Source organism: Arthrobacter sp. MAHUQ-56, from assembly GCF_019710585.1.
GTDB lineage: Bacteria > Actinomycetota > Actinomycetes > Actinomycetales > Micrococcaceae > Arthrobacter.
On sequence record NZ_JAIFZQ010000021.1, the window covers coordinates 219513 to 243816 of the forward strand.

Below are 24304 nucleotides of genomic sequence, written 5' to 3' on the forward strand. Positions count from 1 at the left end.
CGCCGCCGGGGCAACGACGGCGGCCGGGCGGCGGATTCACAGTCCGCCGGCTAGCCGGTAGTACGCGGCGTTCCAGTTCAGGTCCTTCTTGAACTGGCGGATGGTGGTGCCCTCGTCGATGGTGAGCAGCTCGGTCTTGGCGATTTCCGCGAAGTCCTCGAACACGTCCATGCCCACCTGGGTGGAGAGCACGGTGTGGTGTGCTGCGCCGGCGGTGAGCCAGGCGGCGGCGGACGTGGCGAAGTCCGGCTTGGGCTGCCAGAGTGCGCGTGCCACCGGCAGGTTGGGCAGGGGCTGGTCCAGCGGGACCACGTCGACGGCGTTGGCCACCAGGCGGAACCGGTCCCGCATGTCGGAGAGGGCGACGACGACCCCCGGGGAGGCATCGGCGTCGAACACCAGCCGGACGGGGTCTTCCTTGCCGCCGATGCCCAGCGGGTGGATTTCCAGCCGCGGCTTGCCCGCCGTAAGGGAGGGGCAGACCTCCAGCATGTGGGCGCCCAGGATCTTTTCGGAGCCCGGTTCCAGGTGGTAGGTGTAGTCCTCCATCAGGGATGCGCCGCCGGGCAGGCCGGCGCCCATCACTTTCGCGGCGCGGACCAGGATGGCGGTCTTCCAGTCGCCCTCGGCGCCAAAGCCGTAGCCGGCGGCCATGAGCCGCTGCACGGCCAGGCCGGGCAGCTGGCGGAGCGCGCCCAGGTCCTCGAAGGAGGTGGTGAAGGCTGCGGAGCCGTTGCCTTCGAGGAAGCTGCGCAGCCCCAGTTCGATCCGGGCGCCGTACCGCAGCGATTCGTGCCGGGCCGCGCCTGCGCGGAGTTCCGGCACCACGTCGTACAGGTCCTCGTACTCGGCAACCAGGGCGTCGACATCGGACTCCGCAGCGCCGTGCACGGCGTCGGCGAGCTCGTTGACGGACCAGGTGTTGACGGCGACGCCGAAGCGCAGCTCCGCCTCGGTCTTGTCGCCTTCAGTGACAGCGACGTTGCGCATGTTGTCGCCGAAACGGGTCAGCTTCAGCGTCCGGACGGCGGCCCAGCCGGCGGCGGCGCGCTGCCAGGAACCCACCTGGCGCGCCACCTCGGGGTTGGAAACGTGGCCGACGACGGTCTTGCGGGCGATGCCCAGGCGGGACTGGATGTACCCGAATTCGCGGTCGCCGTGCGCGGCCTGGTTCAGGTTCATGAAGTCGAAGTCGATGTCCGCCCAGGGCAGGTCGCGGTTGGCCTGCGTGTGCAGGTGCAGCAGCGGCTTGCGGAGCAGGTCCAGGCCGGAGATCCACATCTTGGCCGGGCTGAAGGTGTGCATCCAGGCCGTCACGCCGATGACGGAATCGTCCGCGTTGGCCTCCAGCGCGGTCCGGCGGATCGCATCGGAATCTGTCAGGACGGGTTTCCAGACGATCCGGACCGGCACGGCCGAGGACGCGTTGAGCTGGTTGGCGATCTCCCGGGACTGGGCGGCCACCTGCTTGAGGACGTCTTCCCCGTAGAGGTGCTGGCTGCCGGTGAGGAACCAGACCTCGTAGCCGTCAAGGGAAGTGTTTGCTGCAGTGCTCATGGGTTCTCCTGGGAAGTCGTAAGGTGACGGCGTTGAACTACTGGCCGTAGACGTTCTGGTAGCGGGCGTAAAGGGAATCGATGTGGCCCTGGTCGATGGGCAGCGGGTCACCGAGCTGCCGGGCGATGTGGACGGTTCGGGCCACTTCCTCGCACATGACGGCGGCCTTCACGGCGGCCCGGGCATCCTTGCCGATGGTGAAAGGACCGTGGTTCTGCATCAGGACCGCCGGTGAGTTCGAGTTCTTCAGGGTCTCCACGATGCCGTGGCCGATCGAATCGTCGCCGATCAGCGCGAACGGGCCCACCGGTATCTCCCCGCCGAATTCATCCCCCATCATGGTGAGCACGCACGGAATCGCCTCCCCGCGGGCCGCCCACGCGGTGGCATAGGTGGAGTGTGTATGCACCACGCCGCCGACCTCCGGCATGTGCCGGTAGACGTAGGCGTGGGCTGCGGTGTCCGAGGACGGCGACAGCGCAGGGTTGCCCCACTCGCCGTCCCCATTGCCCGGCACCGGAACGCCGTACAGATCGGTGACGATCATCTGCTCCGGCGTCAGGTCCTGGTAGGACACGCCGGAGGGCTTGATGACCATGAGGTCCGTGCCGGGAACCCGTGAGGAGACGTTGCCGGCTGTCCACACCACCAGTTCGTACCGGGTCAGTTCTGCGTGCAGCGCGCACACTTCCTCCCGGACGCGGGCGATGGTTTCGAGGATTGCGCTCATGCGGACACCTCCACGGTTGTTCTGGCGGCGTTGCGCTGGATGGCCTTGAGCCGGTGCATCACGTCGTTGCCGCCCCGGCCGAAGTAGTCGTGCAGCGCCGTGTACTCCTGGAACAACTCGTCGTATGCGGCCACGTTTTCCGGGATCGGCGTGTACACCTCGCCGGGTTCGGCGCCCATCGCGGCGGCGGCCTCGCGGATGTCAGCATACTCACCCGCAGCCACCGCGGCGTGGATGGCCGATCCCAGCGCCGGGCCCTGCTCTGAACCGATGGTGGACAACTGCAGGCCCGTGGCATCCGCATAAATCTGCATCAGCAGCCTGTTCTTCAGCAGGCCGCCGGCAACGATGAATTCCTTGACCGGCACCCCCGCGGCCCGGAAGGCCTCCACGATGGTGCGGGTCCCGAATGCGGTGGCTTCCAACAGCGCCCGGTACGTGTCCTCCGGCCGTGTGGCCAGGGTCTGGCCCACTACGATCCCGGACAGCTCGTGGTCCACCAGGACCGAACGGTTGCCCGAGTGCCAGTCCAGCGCGATCAGGCCGTGCTCTCCGATGGCCTGCCGCGACGCCAGATCGGTGAGGTATTCATGGATCCCCAGGCCTGCACCCTTGGCAGCCTGGTGGTACTCGGGCGGGACGCCGTACTTGGTGAACCAGCCGAAAATGTCACCCACGCCGGACTGCCCGGCCTCGTAGCCCCACAGCCCGGGCACGATCCCGCCATCCACCACCCCGCACATCCCCGGTACCTCACGCAGATCCGTGCCGTTCATCACGTGGCAGGTGGAGGTTCCCATGATCGCCACGAGCTGGCCGGGGTCCACAGCCTTGGCAGCCGGGGCCGTGACATGCGCGTCAACGTTTCCCACGGCCACGGCAATGCCCTCCGGCAGCCCCGTCCAGGCCGCCGCCTCGGCCGTCAGGGTGCCCGCGGCATCGCCGAGCCGCCCGATGGTGTGCTCCAGCTTGCTGCTGACAAAGTCCTTGAAATCCGGGTTCAGGGCGGCCAGGAAATCCTCCGACGGATACCGGCCGTCCTGGTAAATGCCTTTGTAGCCGGCAGTGCAGGCATTGCGGACATAGCGGCCGCACAGCTGCCAGACGATCCAGTCCGCCGCCTCCACCCAGTGGTCCATCGCGGCGTAGGCCTCCGGATCCTCTTCCAGCAGCTGCAGCCCTTTGGCGAATTCCCATTCCGAGGAGATCAGGCCCCCGTAGCGCGGAAGCCAGTCCTCGCCGCGCTCGGCGGCCAGCCGGTTAATCCGGTCGGCCTGCCCCTGCGCCGCGTGGTGCCGCCAGAGTTTCACATAGGCGTGCGGCCGGTTCCCGTAGCCGGGCAGTTCGTTCAGTGGCGTGCCATCGGCCTTGACCGGCACCATAGTGCAGGCGGTGAAGTCCGTGGCAATCCCGACGACGGCGGCCGGGTCGATCCCGGCGGCCGCCACCGCGGCAGGTACGGCATTGCGCAGCACTTCACGGTAGTCGTTGGGCACCTGAAGCGCCCACTCACCGGGAAGCCGCACGGCTTGTCCGTTGGATCCCGCGCCTGCAGTGTCCTCCGGAAGCCGGTCCGTGACCACGGCGTGCGGGTATTCGTGGACGGCGCTGCCGAGCTCCTGGCCGTCGCGCACCCGCACTACGACGGCGCGCCCCGAAAGGGTCCCGTAGTCCACTCCGATGACGCAGGGCTCGGAGCTGGATCTGTTCAACGTCTCTGGCATGGTGCCTCCATCCGGGAGGCAGCGGCCTCATTACCGGGGGTTGTAGGGTCTGGGTCGAGGTAAGTTCTGGAGCAAGTGTGAACGCTAACAAGGAAAGATGTCAACGAGAGCGAAAAACTTTCGAGATTCTGCGAGGCCGGTCTTGTTAGCGTTCACAAGTCGGTCTATATTGAACCGACACATCAACAATGTGGCCAGGGCCAGGGAGCGTCGGCGCTGCCCGGTCCACCAACACTTCGTGGCAGTGCTGCCGCGGAAGGAGAAAATGGTGAGAATCAAAAAACTCATGGGCGCGGTGGCTCTTGTCCTCGCCCTGACGGTGGGCGCCACCGGTTGCGGCACCCGGGGCGGGGCCAGCACTGAATCCGGCAGCGCGGCCAAGCCCAGCGATTCGCTCGTGGGAATCTCGATGCCCACGCAGACGTCCGAACGGTGGATTGCCGATGGCGCAAACGTGGAAAAGTCGCTGAAGGACCTCGGGTACAAGACTGACCTGCAGTTCGCCAATGACGACATCCCCACCCAGGTCTCGCAGATCGAAAACATGCTGACCAAGGGCGCCAAGGCTTTGATCATCGCTGCCATTGACGGCACCACCCTGACCGACGTCCTGGCCAAGGCCAAAGAGCAGAACGTCAAGGTCATTGCCTACGACCGCCTGATCAACGGCACCCCCAACGTGGATTACTACACCACGTTCGACAACTACACCGTCGGCGTCCAGCAGGCTACCTCGCTTCTGACCGGCTTGGGCCTTATCGACTCCAGCGGCAAGAAGGTGGATGGCAAGGGCCCCTTCAACATCGAGCTTTTCGCCGGAAGCCCCGACGACAACAACGCCAACTTCTTCTGGACCGGTGCCATGGACACCCTCAAGCCGTACATGGACGCCGGCACCCTGAAGGTCCCCAGCGGCCAGACCAAGTTCGAGCAGGCCGCGATCCTTCGCTGGCAGGCACCCGTGGCACAGAAGCGCATGGAGGACATCATCACCTCCGCCTACAGCTCCGGAACCAAGCTGAACGGCGTCCTGTCTCCGTATGACGGCCTGTCCATCGGCATCATCTCGGCCCTCACCAGCACCGGCGGCTACGCCAAGGGAAGCCTGCCGGTGGTCACCGGCCAGGACGCCGAAAAGGGCTCCGTGAAGTCCATCATCGCCGGCGAGCAGTACTCCACCATCTTCAAGGACACCCGCCAGCTGGGCGCCCAGGCCGTCAAGATGGTTGATTCTGTCCTCAAGGGCCAGGAACCGGAAACCAATGACACCAAGACCTACAACAACAAGGTCAAGGTTGTCCCGGCCTTCCTGCTGAAGTCCGTGATCATCACCAAGGACAACTATAAGAAGGAACTGATCGACTCGGGTTACTACACCGATGCCGACGTGAAGTAGTCAGCGTCCGGGGCTGTGGCCCGGCTCGTCGCCGGGCCACAGCCCCTCCCGCAACCTCCTGCAGCAGCAGGAAGGCCAAGCTTCGACCAGTCAGTGGGAATTGACGATGAACACACCCATTCTTCAAATGCGAGGAATTACCAAAACGTTCCCCGGCGTGAAAGCGCTGCAGGACGTCACCCTGGATGTGAACCGTGGAGAGGTCCACGCCATCTGTGGTGAAAACGGAGCCGGCAAATCAACGCTCATGAAAGTGTTGTCCGGCGTCTATCCACACAACAGCTTCGACGGGGAAATCCTCTTCGAGAACGAACCCTGCAACTTCTCCAGCATTTCGGACAGCGAGAAGCGGGGAATTGTCATCATCCACCAGGAACTTGCTCTGAGCCCGTACCTGTCAATTGCCGAGAACATTTACCTGGGCAACGAACAGGCCACCAACGGCTGGGTGGACTGGCGCAAGACAAACCTGGAGGCCGCCAGGCTGCTGGCCCGAGTCGGCCTGGACGAAAACCCGGTCACCCCCGTGCAGCACATCAGCGTGGGCAAGCAGCAACTGGTGGAGATCGCTAAGGCGCTTTCCAAGGAAGTGAAGCTGCTCATCCTGGACGAGCCGACGGCCGCCCTCAACGACGAGGATTCCGGCCACCTGCTGGACCTGATCCTCCACTTGAAGGGCCAAGGGGTTACCAGCATCATCATCAGCCATAAACTCAACGAAATCCGCAAGGTGGCCGATGCCGTCACCATCATCCGGGACGGCAAGACCATCGAGACCCTGCGCCTTGACGAAGGCCAGATCACGCAGGAACGGATCATCCGCGGCATGGTGGGCCGGGACCTGGAGAGCCTGTATCCGGACCGCGAACCGAACATCGGCGAGGAAGTCCTGCGGATCGAAGACTGGTCCGTGCGCCACCCCCAGGACCACACCCGCATGGTGGTCAACAACGCCAACCTGCATGTCCGGAAGGGCGAAGTCGTGGGACTCGCCGGACTGATGGGCGCCGGCCGCACCGAACTGGCCATGAGCGTTTTCGGCCGCACCTACGGCACCGCCACGTCAGGAAAGGTCTATAAGTACGGCAAGGAAATCAACACCGCCACGGTGTCGGACGCGATCAGGCACGGCATTGCCTACGCCACCGAGGACCGCAAGCACTACGGCCTGAACCTCATTGAGGACATCAAGCGGAACATCTCCCTGGCAGCGCTGCGCAAGCTCGCCAAGCGCGGCTTCGTCGACAAGAACCAGGAGACCGTGGTGGCCAACGGCTACCGCAGGAGCATGAACATCAAAGCGCCGTCGGTGGCTGCCATCACCGGAAAGCTCTCCGGCGGCAACCAGCAAAAAGTGGTACTCAGCAAATGGATGTTCTCCGACCCTGACGTGCTTATCCTCGATGAACCCACCCGCGGGATCGATGTCGGCGCCAAATTCGAGATCTATACGATCATCGCCAAACTTGCGGCCGAAGGAAAAGCAGTCATTGTGATTTCCTCTGAGCTGCCGGAACTGCTCGGAATCTGCGACCGCATCTACACGCTCGCCGCCGGCCACATCACAGGCGAAGTTCCCATCGCCGAGGCCACCCAGGAAACACTGATGCACTACATGACCAAAGAGAAGGAATAGCGAAATGTCCGCCTTACGAGAATCGCTCGGATTCCTCACAAGCCGCCTCCGCCAGGTTGGCATCTTCGTCGCCCTTATCCTGATCGTCCTGCTGTTCCAGGGACTCACGGGCGGGATCCTGCTGGAACCCCAGAACGTCACCAACCTGGTGGTCCAGAACAGCTACATCCTCATCCTGGCCATCGGCATGGTGATGGTGATCATTGCAGGGCACATCGACCTTTCCGTCGGTTCGGTGGCCGGGTTCATCGGCGCCGTGGCCGGCGTCATGATCGTGCACTGGGGCTGGCCGTGGTGGGCTGCCATCCCTGCCTGCCTGCTGGTCGGGGCCCTGGTAGGGGCATGGCAGGGCTACTGGATCGCCTACGTGGGGATCCCGGCCTTCATCGTCACGCTGGCAGGCATGCTGATCTTCCGCGGGCTGACGCTCATTACCCTGAAGAACCAGCAGATCACCCCCTTCCCCGCCGAACTGCGGGCCCTCGGCGGCGGATTCCTCCCCGACCTCACCGGCGGCACCTCCGTGCTGGAATGGCTCACGGTCATCCTCGGTGTCGGGGCAACGGTTGCCCTGCTGATCCAAGCGCTCAAGGAACGCAGGATCCGGCGGAAGTTTGACCTCGAAAGCGAACCCCTGGTCTGGTTCGTCATCAAGACCACCTTCACGGCGCTGCTCATGCTCGTCATCACGTTCCTTCTGGCGTCCTACCGGGGAACCCCGATCGTCCTGGTGGTCCTGGCCGCACTGGTGATCGCGTACACCGCACTCATGAACAACAGCGTCTTCGGGCGGCACACCTATGCCATCGGCGGCAACCTGCATGCAGCCGAACTGTCAGGCATCAAGACCAAGGCCGTCACGTTCCGGCTCTTCGTGAACATGGGCGTGCTTGCCGCCCTGGCGGGCCTCGTCTTCACCGCCCGGCTCAACTCCGCGCAGCCCGCCGGCGGTACCGGATTCGAACTCGACTCCATCGCCGCGGCGTTCATTGGCGGCGCCGCGGTGACCGGCGGCATCGGGACTGTCGCCGGCGCGATGATCGGCGGCCTCATCATGGGTGTGCTCAACAACGGCATGTCGATCCTGGGCCTCGGCACCGACTACCAGCAGCTCATCAAGGGCCTGGTGCTCCTGGTAGCCGTCGGCTTCGATATCTTCAACAAGAACCGCAGCGGTGGTGGCGGCGATATTGGGAAGCGCTTCAAACTGAAAACCTCCCCTCCGCCCGCCCAGGAGAAGCCGGCGCCGGCAACGAGCGAAAAGGTGGACGCAGGCGTTAAGTAGTACCGGCTCCATGAAGCACGGCTCCACGAAAGGCCCCGGACCCTGGACACACAGCCAGGTTCCGGGGTCTTTCGCGCTTGTCAGGGCGCGGCAGCCACGCCGCTTGCGGCATCCGCCGGCGAGCGCCGCCGCCGGCTGAGCAGGATGAAGGGGGCGGCCAGCAGTTGCACCACTCCGCTCATGGCCAGCGAGGCCGGGTACCCGTAAAGATCCGCTGCGCGGCCAAGAAGGGGCTGGACCACCACTCCCCCGCTGGAGCCCATGAGCGAGGCAAAGCTGAGGACGGTTGCCCGCTGCTTGGACGCGATCATGTCGTTCAGGTAGGCCTGGCGCACGGGTGTCCCGGCGGAGGCCACCACTGCCCACACCACCAGCAGCACCAGTGCCAGCCAGAAGACATTGGTGACCAGGAGGCCCACCAGCACCAGTGAACTGATTACGTTGGAGGCGATCAGCACTGTGGTCCGCCGCCGGACCAGGTTCCGCACCACCGGCGCCAGCAGGCCACCCAGGATGTCGGCACCCGCGACGATCGCAGCTGCCAGGCCGGCGATGGCGTAAGCCCTCGGATCGCCGAAAAGCTGCAGCAGGTAGGGCTGCAGGGCGTAAAAGACATAGAAACCCACGCCTTCGGTGAACGGGGCGGCCAGCATCATGAACCTCACCGGCGGGTTCTTCAGCCCGCCCTCCATGGACGCCCGCAGGACTTCCCGGGTGGCCTGCAGGGGGTGTGCCGACCGCTCAGGCGTGAAGCCGACGTCGTGCATGAGCAGGAAGGCGACGGCGAACATGGCCACCAGCACACCCACCCGCACGAGGAACGGCACCCCCAGGTTGGTGGCCTGGGCAATCACCCCGCCCGCCACCGAGCCGGCCAGCATGGCGATGCCGGAGACCATCTGGCCGCGGCCCAGCACCGCCTCGAGCGCCCCCTCGTAACCGGAGAAGTGCAGGGCGTCCACGAGCCAGGCTTCCACCGCCCCCGAGAAGAACGTGAAGCCAAGGCCCAGCAATACCGATACAACGGCCCACCACCAGAACGGCGCGGACAACTGCCAGAGCAGGTAATAGAGGTACGTGGAAACGGCCAGTGTCACGGTTCCCAGCAGGAAGGAAACCCGGCGCCCCCATCCGTCCGCCACCACGCCGGTGGGCACCTCGAAAAGCACCATCCCGGCCGTGAAGAAGGCGTTGGCCGCGAAGGCTTCGAGGTTGCTGAGCCCGGCGTCCAGCAGGAAAAGCGTGTTGATGCCCCAAATGAAGGACGTTGCCAGGGTGTTTCCCAGCGTCAGCGTCAGGTAGATGTTCTGGATCTTGCGTGCTGCGGCGTTCATGGAAGCAGGCGTTCAGTTGTTCCCTTCCGGCACTGGCCGGTCAGGAGGGGCTGAAGTTCGGCGGAACCGGGTCGTGGCGCAGGTACCGCCGGCGGAACCTGCCCGTTCCGGCGGTGATCGCACGCAGCTCCACGGGGTACCGCAGGAGCTCCTGGTCCGGGACCTCCGCGCTGATCTCGGTGAGGCCTTCACCTGAGGACGTGGTGCCGGTGAGGCGGCCGCGGCGACCGGACAAGTCACTCATCACGGGACCCACGTGCTCGTCGGCGACGGTGATGCTGACGGTGGATACCGGTTCCAGGAGCTGGATCCGGCCGGCGGCCGCCGCCTCGCGGAGGGCCAGCGCCCCGGCCGCCTGGAAGGCCGCGTCCGAGGAATCCACGCTGTGGGCCTTGCCGCCCACCACCGTCACCCGCAGGTCAACCACGGGGAAGCCCGCGGCGACCCCCTTTTCCATCTGCGCCCGGACGCCCTTCTCGATGGACGGGATGTAGGTACCGGGAATGACGCCGCCAACGGTCTTGTCCACGAACTCGAAGCCGCCGCCGCGTTCCAGCGGCTCCACTTCGATGTCGCACACGGCGTACTGACCGTGGCCACCGGACTGCTTGATGTGGCGGCCGTGGCCGGTGGCGGGGGCGGCGAAGGTTTCCCGCAGCGGCGTCACCACATCCACCGTGTGCAGTTTCACGCCCTGTTCGCGCAGCCGGTCCAGCACCACTTCCGCATGCGCTTCCCCCATGCACCACAGCACCAGCTGGTGCGTTTCGGCGTTCCGCTCCACGCGCAGGGTGGGGTCCCCGGCCGCGATCCTGCCCAGGCTGCGGGCCAGGGCGTCCTCGTCGGTGCGTGAGTCCGCCTCGACAGCAACCGGAAGCAGCGGCTCGGGCATCTCCCAGGTGGCCAGCAGCAGCGGCCGGTCCCGGTCCGAGATGGTGTCCCCGGTCTCGGCGCTGCCGAGCTTCGCGAGCGCGCACATGTCTCCCGCCACGCAGTAGGGCACCGGGCGCAGGTTGGCGCCCAGCGGGGAATAGATATGGGTCACCCGTTCGTCGGTGTCGTGGTCCTGGTGCCCGCGGTCGGCAAGTCCATGGCCGCCTACGTGGACCGGCGTATCCTCGCGGAGGGTTCCGGAGAAGACCCGCACCAGGCAAATGCGGCCCAGGAAGGGATCGTTGGAGGTTCGCACCACCTCGGCTGCGAGCGGGCCTGCCGGGTCTCCGGCCAGGGCTCCAGCGGGGGCCCCGGAAAGGTCCGTGGTGTCGGGTAGGTTCCGTTCCCCGGGCGGAGGGAACGCCCGCACCAGCAGGTCCAGCAGTTCGGCCGTTCCCAGGCCGGTCACCGCAGAGGTCGGTAGCACGGGGAAGAAGGAACCGCGGGCGACGGCGGTCTCCAGGTCAGTGCCCAGGGCGCCGGTGTCGAGGTCCTCGCCTTCGAGATAGCGGTCCATCAGTGTTTCGTCTTCGCTTTCGGCGATGATTCCCTCGATGAGCGCGCCCCGGGAAGCCGCGGCGTCCGCCAGTTCGGCAGAACCGGCTGGGCGGACGCCGGGCGTCGCGTCCCCCTGGGCGTAGTCGGTCACCTCCCCGGACAGCAGGGCATGCAGGCCGGTGGCTTCCCCGCCTGTCCGCACCGGAACACACAGCGGCAGCACGCCGTCGCCGAACGCCCTCTGGCAGGCGGCAAGGGCGCCGTCGTAATCTGCCCGCGGGTGGTCCAACCGCGTGATCACGACGGCGCGCGGCAGCCTCATATGCTCGCACTCGCCCCACAGCGCGGTGGTGGTGGCGTCGATTCCGTCGACGGCCGAGACCACGAAGAGGGCCGCGTCCGAGGCACGCAGCCCTGCGCGGAGCTCGCCGATGAAGTCGGGGTAGCCGGGTGTGTCCAGGAGGTTGACCTTGATGTCGTCCACGAGCAGCGGCACCAGGGACAAGGTGACGGAGCGCTGCTGGTGCACGGCCGCCGGATCGGAGTCACTGACCGTTGTCCCGTCGGCGATGGAGCCCTTGCGGGTGAGCACGCCGTTGGCCGCGAGCAGGGCCTCGATCAGCATCGTCTTCCCGGCGCCGGAGTGACCCACCAGTGCCACGTTCCGGATGCGGGCCGGGTCCTGCGCGGCAATGCCCGCGGACTGGTCGGCGCGGCGGGATTCCGGCCCGTTCCTGCCGCCTGCCGCCCGCGCTGACTCCTTGGCGCTTTTCACCGACATTGGAACCTCCTGGCATCGTTGCCGTACGGACCGAACGTGTCCTCTGATTCGACACCCTGGCGGTCAGGACGGCAAGAGCGGAGGCTATTTGCTGCGGGCTTTGCGGGTGGCCGCGTCGTTGGCCTTCTGCAGAGCCTTGACCAACTCGTCCTTGTCCATCTTCGAACGGCCCTTAACGTCCAGTTCGCGGGCCAGCTTGTAGAGGTGCGCCTTGGAGGCATTGGCGTCCACGCCGCCGGCGGTAGGGGCGGAGGACCGGATCCCCTGCTCTGCCCGCTTGTCGGAGGGACCGCGTTTTTCCTTCGCCTCCCAGTGGTCGCCCACCTTTTCGTAGCTGTGTTTCAGCGAGGCGTAGGCGGCCCGGGCGGCCCGCTGTTCGTCGTGGTCGTAGGACTCCAGGGCCGAGTCGTATGTCTTGGCGAACGTGTCCTGGGCCTTCTGGTCGGAGCGTTGCAGGGTCGAGGGCAGCTCTTCCTTGCGGGCGTGGTCGTTCTTGCCGGTCTTGGGCATGGCACCCAGCCTCCTTTAGTCAGCACGCTGATCATTCGGATGCAACCAGCATAGACCTGGAGGTTGTTTGGAGCCCCCTGTCGGATTCGAACCGACGACCCCCGCTTTACAAGAGCGGTGCTCTGGCCAACTGAGCTAAGGAGGCGTGCCCTCGCGGGCGGGCGCCGGGAAGGCGCTAGATAAGGTTAGCCCAACTCAGGTCATGGGTAAAAACGCCGCGGCCGGGCCGTAGAAGCGCAAAGGGCCCGCTCCGGGAGGTTCCGGAACGGGCCCTTTTGCCGGGGCAAACTGAGATCAGCCCTTTGCGGTGATTGCATTCTGCAGGAATTCGGGGAACGGTGTCTGTGCGCTGTCACCCTTGCCCCACTGCTTGCCGTCCACGAAGACGGTGGGCGTGCCGGTGACGCCGATCGCGGAAGCTTCCTTCGTCGTGAACTTCACGAAGGGGCGGTACGTCTTGTCGTCCACACAGGAGTCGATGTTGACGCCCATGTCCGAGGCCATCTTCTTCAGGTCGTTGTCGGAAAGGCCGGCGCCGCCCTCAGCGGGCTGCTTGGCGAACAGTTCGTCCACGAAAGCGGAGTACTTTTCCGGGGACTCGTTGACCACGCACGCGGCCGCGTTGGCTGCACGGGATGAGTAGTTGGTGGTGGACCGGCTGTCCAGGAAGCCCAGGGCGCGGTACTCCACCGTGATCTTGCCGTCATTGCGCAGCTTGGTGAGCTGTTCGTTGTACTGAGCTTCGAAGTTCTTGCAGACGGGGCAAATGAAGTCGATGTACAGCACCACCTTCACCGGCTTGCCGGCCTCCGCCTCGGCGCCCGGCGCCACCACCTCGGCCGGCGGGGTCTTCGGTGCCTCACCCAGGGAGGCGGCGTCCACCGTGGCCGGCTCCAACTTCGCCACATCCGTGTTGGCAAGCAGGGTCACGCCGCCGTGGACGTTGGCGTTGGCCGGCGTAGGGCCCTGGTCGGCGATGGGTGCGTTCTGCTTGAGGCTGCTGGTGACCACCAGCGCCACCACCACGAGGATGGCCACGACCGCCGCTACGATGCCCCACCCAATCAGCAGCTTGTTGCGCTTGTCCTTTTTGACCTGTTCTTCCCGGATCAGGCGCGCCTTTTCGCGCGCATCCGCGGTTCGCTCAGCCTTGGACTTACGTACTTCGTTTGCGGGGCTCATGAGTTCCTTGGGTCGGTCGACGTACGGGGACCACTTCGTGGCACTCCCACATTTTAGGGGAGAAAGCTGGGCGCTTGCGCTTTCAACCATTCCTACGGGTTGACCAACGGACGAATAGCCCCGATGATTCCGTCCGGCTAGGGTGGCTTAGAGGCACAAGCAACCCCAGGGGGCCGCAATGCAAACACCCGTCCACGAAAAACCCGCCGGCACGGAAACGGCCAGCGGAACCAGTTCCGGCCATGCCGGCCATACTAAATACGACTTCATGGTGGTCTCCAACAGGCTGCCCGTGGACCGTGTGGCACCGGGTGAGAACGGCGACGACGGGTCCGGCTGGCGCCGCTCCCCCGGCGGCCTGGTGACCGCACTGGCGCCGATGATGACCAAGACGGACGGTGCCTGGGTTGGCTGGCACGGGGCACCCGATGAAACCGTGAAGCCCTTCAGCCACGGCGGCATGGACCTGGTTCCGGTCCACCTCAGCACCGATGACGTGGAGCTGTATTACGAGGGCTTTTCCAACGCAACCCTTTGGCCGCTGTACCACGACGTCATTGCGCCGCCGGAATTCCACAGGACCTGGTGGGACGCCTACCGCAGGGTCAACCGCAGGTTCGCCGACGCCGTCATCCGCCACGCGGACCAGGGCGCCACCGTCTGGGTCCAGGACTACCAGCTGCAGCTGGTGCCGCGGATGCTGCGCGAGGCACGTCCCGACCTCCGGATCGGGTTCTTCAACCACATCCCGTTCCCGCCGCCGGAAATCTTCGCCCAGCTCCCCTGGCGCCATGCCATCATCGACGGCCTCCTCGGCGCCGACCTGGTGGGCTTCCAGCGGGTCAGCGACGCAGGAAACTTCATGCGGTCCGCGCGCCGGTTCCTGGGCGCCAGCGTTAAGCAGCAGCAGGTGCACGTCAAAGGCCACGATGGCGAAATCACGCACATCGCCCGCGCCCAGGCCTTCCCCATCTCCATCGACGTCAAGCAGATCACCGAGCTGGCCGCGAAACCGGAAATCATCGAACGCGCCCGCCAGATCCGGCAGGACCTGGGCAACCCCAAGACCATCCTGCTGGGGGTCGACCGGCTGGATTACACCAAGGGCATCCGCCACCGCCTGAAGGCCTACGAAGAGCTTCTCGCGGACGGCCGGCTGACGGTCGGTGACGCGACGCTGATCCAGGTAGCCTCCCCCAGCCGGGAACGGGTGGAACAGTACCGGCTCCTGCGCGAGGAGGTGGAGGGCACCGTGGGCCACATCAACGGCACCTACGACACGCTCGAGAACACCGCCGTCCGCTACCTGCACCACAGCTACCCGGTGGAGGAGATGGTGGCGCTGTATCTGGCTGCCGACGTCATGCTGGTCACCGCATTGCGGGACGGGATGAACCTGGTGGCCAAGGAGTACGTGACCGCCCGCAACAACAATGACGGCGCCCTGGTCCTCAGCGAATTCGCCGGCGCCGCGGACCAGCTCAAGCAGGCCTTGCTGGTCAACCCGCACGACATCGCAGGACTGAAGAACACCATCATGAACGCCGTCGAGCTGACGCCTCGGGAGGCGTCGCGCCGCATGAGGGCCATGCGCAAACAGATCCTTGACCACGACGTGGACCATTGGTCCGCAGACTTCCTGCGGGCGCTGAACGAAAAGGTGGTCCGCGATGACTCCTGAGGGCCGCCACGCCAAAACGCCGCTCGCGCTGTCCCCCGAGCTCCGGGAAGCCGTGCGCCGGATCGCCGGGACCGGGCACCTGCTGGTGGCCATGGACTTCGACGGAACCATGGCTCCCATCGTGGGCCGCGCCGAGGACGCGCGGCCGCTGCCCAGGTCTTCTTCGGCATTTGCCGGGCTTGCTGTGCTTCCACGCACGACGACGGCGCTCATCTCGGGCCGCGCCCTCGCCAGCCTGCGGGCGGTGGCTTCGCCGCCGGTGGACACCCTGCTGATCGGCAGCCACGGGGCAGAAGCGTGGCTGGGTCCGGGATCCGCGGAGCTGGCCCTCGAGGAGGACCAGAAGCTGCTCCTCGCTGAGGTGCGGGCCGTGCTGGCGGACATAGTGGCGGAGGCGCCCGGAACCACGCTTGAAGACAAACCCGCGGGGGTTGTCCTGCACACCCGGCTGGCCGACGACGACGTTGCGGAAGATGCCGTCGCGGCCGCCCGCGCGGTCCTCCAGGACCGGAAGGGCGTTTACCTCAAGGACGGCAAGCGTGTCCTTGAGACGTCCGTGGTCCACGCCTCCAAGGGGGAAGGCGTCACCTTCCTCCGGCAGATCAGCGGTGCCACTGCCGTCCTGTTCGCCGGCGACGACACCACTGACGAAGACGCCTTCGCCCGGTTGGAACCCGGCGACGTCGGCGTCAAGGTGGGGCTGGACTTCACCCAGGCGCAGTACCGGGTGGAAGCTCCCGTTCACGTAGCGGAACTACTCGAAGCCCTGCTGCAGGAGCGGAGCATCGCCGTCGCCGAAGAGGACTCCCAGGCCGCCTCCGGCCAGTAAGCCCCCAATCCCGTGTGACGTTCGTAACATTTGCGCCGGAAAGACTTTTGTCTGACATACTCTGTTGTGTGATGTGGCGCACAAACAAGCGTGCGGCGTCACTCGGTGCCCCGCGGCCAGGCCGCGGAGCACTTGCTTTAACCCAACTGAATAAACATGAACCATTCACAACGGATCGTCCGGCACGTACCTGCCGGTGAAGGGATTGATAACTGTGGCTACAGTTACTTTTGACAACGCTACCCGTCTGTACCCGGGCACAGATAAGCCCGCCGTCGATAAGCTCAACATCGACATCGCCGATGGCGAATTCCTGGTCCTCGTTGGACCCTCCGGTTGCGGTAAGTCCACCTCCCTGCGCATGCTTGCAGGCCTTGAGGACGTCAACGCGGGCCGCATCCTGATCGGTGACCGTGACGTCACGGACGTTCCGCCGAAGGACCGCGACATCGCGATGGTCTTCCAGAACTACGCGCTGTACCCGCACATGACTGTGGCCGACAACATGGGCTTCGCCCTCAAGATCGCCGGTGTTTCCAAGGAAGAGCGCGCCGAGCGCGTCCGTGAGGCCGCCAAGCTCCTTGACCTGGAGCAGTACCTGGACCGCAAGCCGAAGGCACTCTCCGGCGGCCAGCGCCAGCGTGTCGCCATGGGCCGCGCCATCGTCCGTAACCCGCAGGTCTTCCTCATGGATGAGCCGCTGTCCAACCTGGACGCCAAGCTCCGTGTCCAGACCCGCACCCAGATCGCATCCCTGACCCGCCGCCTGGGCGTCACCACCGTTTACGTGACGCACGACCAGGTTGAGGCAATGACCATGGGTGACCGCGTCGCCGTGCTCAAGGACGGCCTCCTGCAGCAGGTCGACACCCCGCGCAACCTCTACGACCGCCCGAAGAACGTTTTCGTTGCAGGCTTCATCGGCTCGCCGGCCATGAACCTGCTGGAACTGCCCGTGGTCGACGGCGGCGTCCAGTTCGGCGGCACCGTCTACCCTGTGCCGCGGGACGTCCTCGAAGAAGCCCACGGCTCCACCGTCACGCTCGGCACCCGCCCCGAAGACCTCGAAACCGCTCCGCACGGTGAAGGCCTGAAGGTTGAGGTCGACGTCGTCGAAGAGCTCGGTGCTGACGCCTACGTTTACGGTCACACCACGCTCGACGGCAAGGACCACGACATCGTGGCACGCGTCGACGGCCGCCGTCCTCCGATGAAGGGCGAGGCCATCTACGTCCGTCCGCAGTCGGGCCACGTGCACCTGTTCGACACCAAGACCGGCCTGCGCCTGGGCGACTGATCGCCAACCGGCACTAACGCAACCGACGGCGGCCCGCACCCTTTTGCAATGGTGCGGGCCGCCGTCGGCCGTTAACGACGCCTTCGCAGAATTTAGCCGCCCTGCCCCGAGTACGGAAGAATTGAGCCATGACCGAGGAATACAGCGCCCAGTGGCACGATGAGCCCACCGACTACGAGCAGATCGGCAAGCTGCCACGGTTCGTCGCCGCCAGCGCCGACGACAACAAGGCCGCAGTTTCCTCGTCCCTGAACATCACGGCCGCCGCGGCGGATCCTGAGCTGCTGGACCTGCCCTGGCACATAGCCTTGGAGGACTGGCCGGCGCAGTACCTCGCAGCGCTGCCGCGGGGCATCTCCCGCCACATCGTGCGCTTCGCCCATCTGGGCGGCTCGGTCATTGCCATCAAGGAAACCTCCGAGCACGTGGCACGGCACGAATACCACATGCTCCGCAAGCTCGCGCGGCTGGATGTCCCCTGCGTGGAGCCGGTCGCGGTCATCACCGGCCGCACCACCCCGGACGGGCGCCCGCTCAACCCTGTCCTGGTGACCCGGCACCTGAAATTCTCCATGCCCTACCGCGCCCTCTTCTCCCAGATGCTGCGCAAGGACACCCTCACCCGCCTCATTGACGCGCAGGCCCTCCTCATGGTGCGGCTGCACCTGATCGGCTTCTACTGGGGCGACGTGTCACTGTCCAACACCCTGTTCCGCCGCGATGCCGGCGCCTTCGCCGCCTACCTGGTGGACGCCGAAACCGGCGAACTGTACCCGGACCTTTCGACAGGCCAGCGCGAGTACGACCTGGAAATCGCCCGCGTCAACATAGCCGGTGAGCTCATGGACCTGCTGGACGGCGGGCTGATCGAGGAAAAAGTGGATCCCGTGGCCACGAGCGAACTCATCATGGACAGCTACCGGCGCCTGTGGGCGGAACTGACGGAGAAGGAGTCCTTCGAGCTCGGCGAACGCTGGCGGGTGGGGGCACGCATCCGCCGCCTGAACGAACTCGGCTTCGACGTCGAGGAATACGCCATCAAGACCACGCAGAACGGTTCCACCATCCAGCTGCAGCCCAAGGTGGTGGACGCCGGGCACCACCAACGGCGGCTGCTGCGGCTCACGGGCCTGGACGCCCAGGAGAACCAGGCCCGCCGGCTCCTTAACGACATGGACTCCTTCCGGGCGGACAACAACCCGGAAATGGACGAGGAATACAGTGCGCACCTCTGGGTGAGCCAGATCTTCGAGCCGATCGTCCGCTCCATCCCGAGGGATCTTTCCGGCAAGCTGGAGCACGCCGAGGTGGTCCATGAGGTCCTGGAACACCGCTGGTACATGTCGGAAAAGCAGGAGCGGCACATCCCGCTGGCCGAGGCCGTGCAGTCCTACATCGACTCGATCCTGCGTCACCGCCGGGATGAGGCCGCCATCATGCTGAACCCGGACACGGAGCTGCTGAAGATCCTCGAGGTGGAGAACGAGGAATCCCGCTACGGCCCTGATGAATCCGAAGACGAGTATCCCGACTCCGACGACTGACCCTTAGATCGCCTTTCCGGGATTGAGGATCCCGGCGGGATCAAACAAGTCCTTGATCCTGCGCTGCAGCTCACGGACCGGCTCGGGTTGCTCCTGGCCCAGCCACCGCAGCTTGTATTGCCCCACGCCGTGCTCGCCCGTAATGGTGCCACCCATCTCCAGCGCGGCGGTGATGGATTCGTCGAGCGCAGCCTGCAGCCGGTCCATCGCGGCGGCATCGATGTCCGGCCCCTGACGGTCGATCCAAAAGGTGGGGTGCAGGTTGCCGTCCCCTGCGTGCGCCACCACCTTCAGGTGCACCTGCTGGGCCGCGGCCATTGCTTCGAGGGCAGCAACGTAGTCCACCAGGCGTGAGCGGGGGACGGCGACGTCCTCCCCCACGCGGTATTCGTCGTCCACCTCGGTGCCCCGGCTGTGACGGCGCAGTTCCACCAGCCGCTCCGCCTCCGCGTTGGCCTCGCTGGTGACAGTTGCTCCGCCTGCCCGCAAAACCTCGCGCACCACGTCCGCTTCCGCGGCGGCACCGAACCCGTCGGTCTGGACCAGGAGCAGGGCGGTGCCCCGGGCACTCAGGTCCGAACCGTGGATCCCGTCCAGCTGGGCCAGCGTGCCGCCGTCGAGCAGTTCCATGATGGCCGGCTGGACGCGTGCCTTGCCCACCGCCAGGACCCCGGCAGCGGCGAGCCGGAAGTCAGGGTAGAACGCCGCGATGGTGTGGACTTCCCGGGGCAGGTACTTCAGCCGCACGGTGATTCCGACGACGATGCCCAGGGTCCCTTCCGAACCCACGAAGAGGCCCGTCAGATCGTAGCCGGCGACTCCCTTGAAGGTTTGGTGCCCGGTATGGATGAGGGAACCGTCAGCCAGGACGACATCCAGAGCCAGGACCGAATCCCGGGTGACGCCGTACTTGGCGCAGCGCAGGCCACCGGCGTTGGTGGCAACATTGCCGCCAATGGTGGAGCTGCGGAAGCTGGCGGGATCGGGGGCGTACATCAAGCCATGCTGTGCGGCGGCCTCATTGAGTACGGCGTTGACCACGCCGGGTTCCACTACCGCGGTTTCATCGTCGGGGTTCAGGGACAGGATGCGGTCCATCCGCTCCAGCGACAGGATGATGCAGTCGCGGGTGGCGTGGGCGCCGCCTGACACTCCGGTACCGGCGCCCCGGGCCACAACGGCCACGCCGAGGTCCGCGCAGGCCTTCACCGCCGCCTGCACCTCGGGGACGGATTCGGGAAAGACGACGGCAAGCGGCAGCTGGAAATCTATGACCGGCGCCTGGTCCACTGCGTAGCGCCGGAGCGCGGCCTCGGTGGTGTCCACCCGCCCGGGCCCGAGGATGCTGCCCAGCTCGTCACCAATGCTTCCCACAAAGCCTCCACCCGTCGTCGCGATCTGGCCCAGTTTATGACGGACGGAGTCCTCTGTTGCGCGGCCTCGGCTGGAAGCGTTTCCAACGGCTGACCTGCTAATACGCTCACGGACGCAAAACCTGCCGCACTTGGGGCGTGTAAGCGTTTTCATTTTTGAGCGCGGGAGCTTATGCTGGCAGACATGTCAGTCGATACTGTGACCGAGGCCACTTCCCCGGCGACGGGGCCCCTCACGCCCATCCACACCGCCGACACTGCGCCTGGCTGGTGGCGCTCCGCGGTGATCTACCAGGTCTACCCGCGCTCCTTCCGCGACCTCAACGGGGACGGGGTGGGCGACCTCGCCGGCATCACCGAAGAACTGCCCCAACTCGCAGAGCTCGGCGTCGACGCGGTGTGGCTGTCGCCCTTCTACCGCTCCCCCCAGCGCGACGCCGGGTACGACGTCAGCGACTACTGCGACGTCGACCCGATCTTCGGAACCCTCGGGGACTTCGACGTCATGATGGCCGAGTCCCACCGGCTGGGCCTGCGGGTGATCGTCGATCTGGTTCCCAACCATTGCTCAGATCAGCACGCCGCCTTCCAGGCTGCCCTGGCGGCGCCGGCCGGAAGCCCGGAGCGCGACATGTTCATCTTCCGCGACGGCGCGGGCGAGGGCGGACACGAGCCGCCGAATAACTGGCAGTCGCACTTCGGCGGCCCCGCCTGGACCCGGGTTGCCGGGCCGGACGGCCAACCCGACCAGTGGTACCTGCACCTCTTCGATTCCTCGCAGCCCGACTTCAACTGGGACAACCCCGCCGTGCATGCGGAGTTTGAACGCGTGCTCCGCTTCTGGCTGGACCGCGGCGTTTCCGGCTTCCGGGTGGACGTGGCGCACGCCCTGGTCAAGGCTCCCGGCCTGCCTGCCTGGGGCGGCCGGGCCGACGGTTCCAGCACTGACGGCTTCCCCGGCCACGAGGCACCGATGTTCGGGCAGCCGGCGTTGCACGACATCTACCGGAGGTGGCGGGAGGTCCTTGATGAGTACGGCCCGGACCGCATCCTGTGCGCCGAGGCCAACGTCGATCCGCTGCCGCGGCTGGCAAACTGGGTCCGTCCTGACCAGATGCACCAGGCCTTCAACTTCCCGTACCTCCACGCAGGTCTGGACATCCACCGGCTGCGCACCGTGGTGACGGATTCCCTGATGGCCTTGGACGCGGTGGGAGCGCCAAGCACCTGGGTCCTTTCCAACCACGACGTCGTCCGGCACGCCAGCAGGTTCGGCTACAACGGGCATGGGCCCCGCGACGGCGACGGCATCGGCCCCTTCGATCCCCAGCCGGACGTCTCATTGGGCCGCCACCGCGCGGCCGCCGCATCGCTTTTCATGCTGGGACTTCCCGGCGCCGCGTACCTCTACCAGGGGGAGGAACTGGGGCTGCCCGACGGCACCGACATCCCGGAGCACCTCCGCCAGGACCCCACCTTCGCCCGTACCGGTGGGGAACGGCTGGGGCGGGACGGCTGCCGTGTCCCACTCCCCTGGCGGGCAGCCGAACCCCACCTTGGTTTCGGCGCCGGGGAGAGCCCCTGGTTGCCGTTCCCGGCATCCTTCGCGGAGCTCGCCCGTGACCTGCAGGCGGGCTCGCCGTCGTCCCATCTTTCCCTGTACCGGGAGATCCTGCGCCAGCGCCGGGCCCTGGACCTGGGACGCGGCTCCCTGGCCTGGGCCGAGAACTGGTGCACCAGTTCCTCGCTGGCGTATGTCAACGGCACTACCCTTGTCCTCATGAACCTCAACCACGACCCCTTGGAGCTGCCCGCGGGCCAGGTCCTGCTGCGCAGCGCTTCCCCTGACGATGCACGGTACCTGGCTTCAGGTGAGACTGCCTGGATCCGCCTTGAATCCGGGGCGCCCACAGACTGACATGGGGGGAATCAAGGAGGTTGCGGACAGGGCCGGACTGTCCGTCGCGACTGTTTCACGGGCGCTGGGCGGCAAGGCGAACGTGTCCGCCAAAAGCCGGCAGCGTGCCGAGGAGGCTGCGCGTGAACTGGGATTCGTTCCCTCGTACCACGCCTCCAGCCTGGCGTCGGGCCGCAACCACAACATCGGACTGGTGGTCCCCTCCGTCCACCGCTGGTATTTCTCCTCCGTGCTCGAAGGCGTCTCAGAGACCCTGCTGGATGCCGGCTACGACCTCACGCTCTACAACGTAGGGGAGCTTCCGGAGCGGCGCGACAGCGTCCTGAACGACTTCCTGCTGCGTAAACGGCTGGACGCCGTCATTGCGGTTGCCTTGGTGCTTGGCGAGGACGAAATCCAGCAGCTCCTGGCGGTCCACCGGCCGATCGTGGGAATCGGCGGGACGCTGCCGGGTGCTGCGAGCATCAGGATCGACGATGCCGGTCTTGCGTCGCAGCTGACCGATCACCTGATCCGCTTGGGCCACACCCGGATAGCGCACCTGACGGGAAACAAGGAACTGAACCGCGACTTCAAGCTCCCCGGGATCCGGCAGCGCGGTTTCCTGGCCGCCATGGAGGGGGCTGGCCTGCCTGTGCATCCTGGCTGGCTGGTGCCCGCAGACTTCACGATCCACGGCGCATACGCGGCGGCGAGGCAGCTGCTCGGAACCGCCGCGGAGCGGCCCACTGCCATATTTGCCGCCTCCGACGAGATGGCGGTCGGTACGATACTGGCCGCCCGCGACTACGGGCTCCGGGTACCGGAGGAGCTGTCCGTTGTGGGCATGGACGGACATGAGCTGGGTGAGACGTTCGGCCTGACCACCATCGACCAGGACCCGCACGGCCAGGGGAAGCTTGCCGCGGCCACGGCGCTGGCCCTGCTGGACAACGTCGGGCCGGCACGCGTGCGGGAGGCGGGCGACGGCGGGACGGCGGCTTCCGGGGGAAGCGACCAGGAATTCCCCACGGACTTCATCATCCGCAGCAGTACGGCCGTGCCGCCGGCCGGCCAGCAGGCCTAAGCGCCCATGAAGCGGGCATACCGGGCCAGGATATCGGGCCACGCCGCGGCGTAGCGCGCACGAGCCGCCCGGGGATCTTCCGCGCCTTCCCAGCCCTCGTGGAAGATACGCACTTCCGTGCCTTCGCCCTCAGGATGGAAAACCACCAGCAATTCGGTGGAATAGAGTGCGGTTGAACCGGGGTGCCACGTGGCGTGGAAGGAAAATGGGGGCTGCCAGTCATCCAGCGTGCCCCAAATGCTGGTCCTGCCGTCGTCAGCAGTCTCCAGGATGAGGTTCTCCTCAAACTCCACGTAGGAGCCGGCACCGTACACGCCGTGGTCCTCAAGCGGCCACCAAAGATGCGTGTGGTCGGTGAAGCCGGCGAAAGCATGTGCCACTCCCCCGGGGACCACAACCGAGTTCACCAATGGCTCGAGATCGGCGGCACCGTCATTTCCGTTCGCCGCCGGTTCCTGTGCATGGCTGAAGAGGCTGTCCATGATGCTCAATGTTAGTCCACCTACCTGGCCCTCCGACGCCCTGTCACTTCCTGCGCGTCCGCCGGCAGACGCGTTATCAGGCCTTCTGCCAGCGGGGGGTTGCCGGGAAGCGGGGTGGGGTGTTGGTGGGTGGTGTTTTAAATGTGGGAGGCCCCAACCGTGTGGTTGGGGCCTCGACCATTGGTGTGTGTCCGGCGGTGTCCTACTCTCCCACACCCTCCCGGGTGCAGTACCATCGGCGCTGTGGGTCTTAGCTTCCGGGTTCGGAATGGGACCGGGCGTTTCCCCCACGCTATGACCGCCGTAACCCTTGTACCCGTCCCCCCTTGCAGGGGGGGTGGGAAGACTGTGGTTACAACATCCCTGCCCGTTTGGGGGCAGGTAGTGGTGTTATTCAATTGTTGGTTCCTGGCTGTGCAACCCGGTGTTGGGGGGTTGTTGGTTGGGAACCACATAGTGGACGCTAGCAGAGTTTGTATGTATCTGTGTGGTGTAAGTTGTTGGCCTATTAGTACCGGTCAGCTTCACGAGTCGTTAGTCCTCGCTTC

The 24304-nt window shown here is 65.9% G+C and carries 18 protein-coding genes, 1 tRNA gene and 1 rRNA gene; 9 read left to right on the forward strand and 11 right to left on the reverse strand.

What is annotated here, in order from left to right; all coding sequences use genetic code 11:
• Positions 1–36: 36 nt before the first annotated feature.
• Genes araA through araB form a run of 3 tightly spaced genes read right to left on the reverse strand, consistent with a single transcriptional unit; the run spans position 37 to position 4011 of the window.
• Positions 37–1557 carry an L-arabinose isomerase gene (gene araA, locus K4G53_RS18660; protein WP_221387168.1) on the reverse strand — a complete coding sequence of 507 codons (1521 nt, stop codon included), beginning with the start codon at positions 1555–1557 and terminating at the stop codon, positions 37–39.
• Between the two features lie 37 nt (positions 1558–1594).
• Positions 1595–2287, reverse strand: coding sequence for an L-ribulose-5-phosphate 4-epimerase (locus K4G53_RS18665; RefSeq protein ID WP_221387169.1), 693 nt, complete (start codon positions 2285–2287; stop codon positions 1595–1597).
• Positions 2284–4011: a ribulokinase gene (gene araB, locus K4G53_RS18670; protein WP_221387170.1), complete on the reverse strand. Its 1728-nt coding sequence runs from the start codon at positions 4009–4011 to the stop codon at positions 2284–2286. Before araB ends, K4G53_RS18665 begins: the two co-directional genes overlap by 4 nt.
• Positions 4012–4276: 265 nt before the next feature.
• Here araB and chvE point away from each other — a divergent pair, with 265 nt between their 5' ends.
• The 3 genes from chvE (at position 4277) to mmsB (ending at position 8328) form a co-directional block, all read left to right on the forward strand.
• Entirely contained in the window at positions 4277–5407 is a 1131-nt protein-coding gene (chvE, locus tag K4G53_RS18675; protein ID WP_221387171.1) for a multiple monosaccharide ABC transporter substrate-binding protein, read from the forward strand.
• 106 nt (positions 5408–5513) lie between these two features.
• Positions 5514–7043: a multiple monosaccharide ABC transporter ATP-binding protein gene (gene mmsA, locus K4G53_RS18680; RefSeq protein WP_221387172.1), complete on the forward strand. Its 1530-nt coding sequence runs from the start codon at positions 5514–5516 to the stop codon at positions 7041–7043.
• A gap of 4 nt (positions 7044–7047) precedes the next feature.
• Positions 7048–8328 carry a multiple monosaccharide ABC transporter permease gene (gene mmsB, locus K4G53_RS18685; RefSeq protein ID WP_221387173.1) on the forward strand — a complete coding sequence of 427 codons (1281 nt, stop codon included), beginning with the start codon at positions 7048–7050 and terminating at the stop codon, positions 8326–8328.
• An 80-nt stretch (positions 8329–8408) separates the two neighbouring features.
• Here mmsB and K4G53_RS18690 read toward each other — a convergent pair whose 3' ends face one another.
• From K4G53_RS18690 to K4G53_RS18710, 5 genes are all read right to left on the reverse strand, one after another.
• Positions 8409–9662, reverse strand: a complete 1254-nt coding sequence (locus K4G53_RS18690) for an MFS transporter (protein WP_221387174.1) — start codon at positions 9660–9662, stop codon at positions 8409–8411.
• Positions 9663–9702: 40 nt separating this feature from the next.
• Positions 9703–11874, reverse strand: a complete 2172-nt coding sequence (locus K4G53_RS18695; RefSeq protein ID WP_221387175.1) for an elongation factor G-like protein EF-G2 — start codon at positions 11872–11874, stop codon at positions 9703–9705.
• An 84-nt stretch (positions 11875–11958) separates the two neighbouring features.
• Positions 11959–12384 carry a ChaB family protein gene (locus K4G53_RS18700; RefSeq protein ID WP_221387176.1) on the reverse strand — a complete coding sequence of 142 codons (426 nt, stop codon included), beginning with the start codon at positions 12382–12384 and terminating at the stop codon, positions 11959–11961.
• A gap of 68 nt (positions 12385–12452) precedes the next feature.
• Positions 12453–12529, reverse strand: a tRNA-Thr gene (locus tag K4G53_RS18705).
• A gap of 149 nt (positions 12530–12678) precedes the next feature.
• Positions 12679–13566 (reverse strand): thioredoxin domain-containing protein, encoded by an 888-nt coding sequence (locus K4G53_RS18710; RefSeq protein ID WP_221387177.1) that lies wholly within the window; start codon positions 13564–13566, stop codon positions 12679–12681.
• Between the two features lie 178 nt (positions 13567–13744).
• Between K4G53_RS18710 and K4G53_RS18715 the strand changes: the two genes are divergently transcribed.
• The 4 genes from K4G53_RS18715 to K4G53_RS18730 all read left to right on the forward strand — a co-directional run bounded on the left by K4G53_RS18715 (position 13745) and on the right by K4G53_RS18730 (position 18917).
• Positions 13745–15247 carry a trehalose-6-phosphate synthase gene (locus K4G53_RS18715; RefSeq protein ID WP_221387178.1) on the forward strand — a complete coding sequence of 501 codons (1503 nt, stop codon included), beginning with the start codon at positions 13745–13747 and terminating at the stop codon, positions 15245–15247.
• Entirely contained in the window at positions 15237–16076 is an 840-nt protein-coding gene (gene otsB, locus K4G53_RS18720; protein WP_221387179.1) for a trehalose-phosphatase, read from the forward strand. Before K4G53_RS18715 ends, otsB begins: the two co-directional genes overlap by 11 nt.
• A 214-nt stretch (positions 16077–16290) precedes the next feature.
• Positions 16291–17373: an ABC transporter ATP-binding protein gene (locus K4G53_RS18725; RefSeq protein WP_221387180.1), complete on the forward strand. Its 1083-nt coding sequence runs from the start codon at positions 16291–16293 to the stop codon at positions 17371–17373.
• 128 nt (positions 17374–17501) lie between these two features.
• A complete protein-coding gene (locus tag K4G53_RS18730) occupies positions 17502–18917 on the forward strand; it encodes a DUF4032 domain-containing protein (RefSeq protein ID WP_221387181.1) in 1416 nt (471 codons plus the stop codon).
• A 3-nt stretch (positions 18918–18920) separates the two neighbouring features.
• Here the strand turns inward: K4G53_RS18730 and K4G53_RS18735 are convergent, their stop codons facing one another.
• On the reverse strand, positions 18921–20291 hold the full coding sequence (locus K4G53_RS18735; protein ID WP_221387182.1) for an FAD-binding oxidoreductase: 1371 nt from the start codon (positions 20289–20291) through the stop codon (positions 18921–18923).
• A 183-nt stretch (positions 20292–20474) separates the two neighbouring features.
• Between K4G53_RS18735 and K4G53_RS18740 the strand changes: the two genes are divergently transcribed.
• Positions 20475–22208 carry a glycoside hydrolase family 13 protein gene (locus tag K4G53_RS18740; protein WP_260323812.1) on the forward strand — a complete coding sequence of 578 codons (1734 nt, stop codon included), beginning with the start codon at positions 20475–20477 and terminating at the stop codon, positions 22206–22208.
• A gap of 1 nt (position 22209) precedes the next feature.
• A complete protein-coding gene (locus K4G53_RS18745; protein ID WP_221387184.1) occupies positions 22210–23274 on the forward strand; it encodes a LacI family DNA-binding transcriptional regulator in 1065 nt (354 codons plus the stop codon).
• Here the strand turns inward: K4G53_RS18745 and K4G53_RS18750 are convergent.
• Positions 23271–23756: a hypothetical protein gene (locus tag K4G53_RS18750; RefSeq protein WP_221387185.1), complete on the reverse strand. Its 486-nt coding sequence runs from the start codon at positions 23754–23756 to the stop codon at positions 23271–23273. The genes K4G53_RS18745 and K4G53_RS18750 overlap by 4 nt on opposite strands.
• Before the next feature lie 189 nt (positions 23757–23945).
• Positions 23946–24062: ribosomal RNA gene (gene rrf, locus K4G53_RS18755) — 5S ribosomal RNA — on the reverse strand.
• Between the last annotated feature and the right edge of the window lie 242 nt (positions 24063–24304).

Coding starts and splice junctions, on each gene's coding strand:
- araA (WP_221387168.1), bottom strand. CDS start 1,557: ATGAGCACTGCAGCAAACACTTCCCTTGACGGCTACGAGGTCTGGTTC.
- K4G53_RS18665 (WP_221387169.1), bottom strand. CDS start 2,287: ATGAGCGCAATCCTCGAAACCATCGCCCGCGTCCGGGAGGAAGTGTGC.
- araB (WP_221387170.1), bottom strand. CDS start 4,011: ATGCCAGAGACGTTGAACAGATCCAGCTCCGAGCCCTGCGTCATCGGA.
- chvE (WP_221387171.1), top strand. CDS start 4,277: ATGGTGAGAATCAAAAAACTCATGGGCGCGGTGGCTCTTGTCCTCGCC.
- mmsA (WP_221387172.1), top strand. CDS start 5,514: ATGAACACACCCATTCTTCAAATGCGAGGAATTACCAAAACGTTCCCC.
- mmsB (WP_221387173.1), top strand. CDS start 7,048: ATGTCCGCCTTACGAGAATCGCTCGGATTCCTCACAAGCCGCCTCCGC.
- K4G53_RS18690 (WP_221387174.1), bottom strand. CDS start 9,662: ATGAACGCCGCAGCACGCAAGATCCAGAACATCTACCTGACGCTGACG.
- K4G53_RS18695 (WP_221387175.1), bottom strand. CDS start 11,874: ATGTCGGTGAAAAGCGCCAAGGAGTCAGCGCGGGCGGCAGGCGGCAGG.
- K4G53_RS18700 (WP_221387176.1), bottom strand. CDS start 12,384: ATGCCCAAGACCGGCAAGAACGACCACGCCCGCAAGGAAGAGCTGCCC.
- K4G53_RS18710 (WP_221387177.1), bottom strand. CDS start 13,566: ATGAGCCCCGCAAACGAAGTACGTAAGTCCAAGGCTGAGCGAACCGCG.
- K4G53_RS18715 (WP_221387178.1), top strand. CDS start 13,745: ATGCAAACACCCGTCCACGAAAAACCCGCCGGCACGGAAACGGCCAGC.
- otsB (WP_221387179.1), top strand. CDS start 15,237: ATGACTCCTGAGGGCCGCCACGCCAAAACGCCGCTCGCGCTGTCCCCC.
- K4G53_RS18730 (WP_221387181.1), top strand. CDS start 17,502: ATGACCGAGGAATACAGCGCCCAGTGGCACGATGAGCCCACCGACTAC.
- K4G53_RS18740 (WP_260323812.1), top strand. CDS start 20,475: ATGTCAGTCGATACTGTGACCGAGGCCACTTCCCCGGCGACGGGGCCC.
- K4G53_RS18745 (WP_221387184.1), top strand. CDS start 22,210: ATGGGGGGAATCAAGGAGGTTGCGGACAGGGCCGGACTGTCCGTCGCG.
- K4G53_RS18750 (WP_221387185.1), bottom strand. CDS start 23,756: ATGGACAGCCTCTTCAGCCATGCACAGGAACCGGCGGCGAACGGAAAT.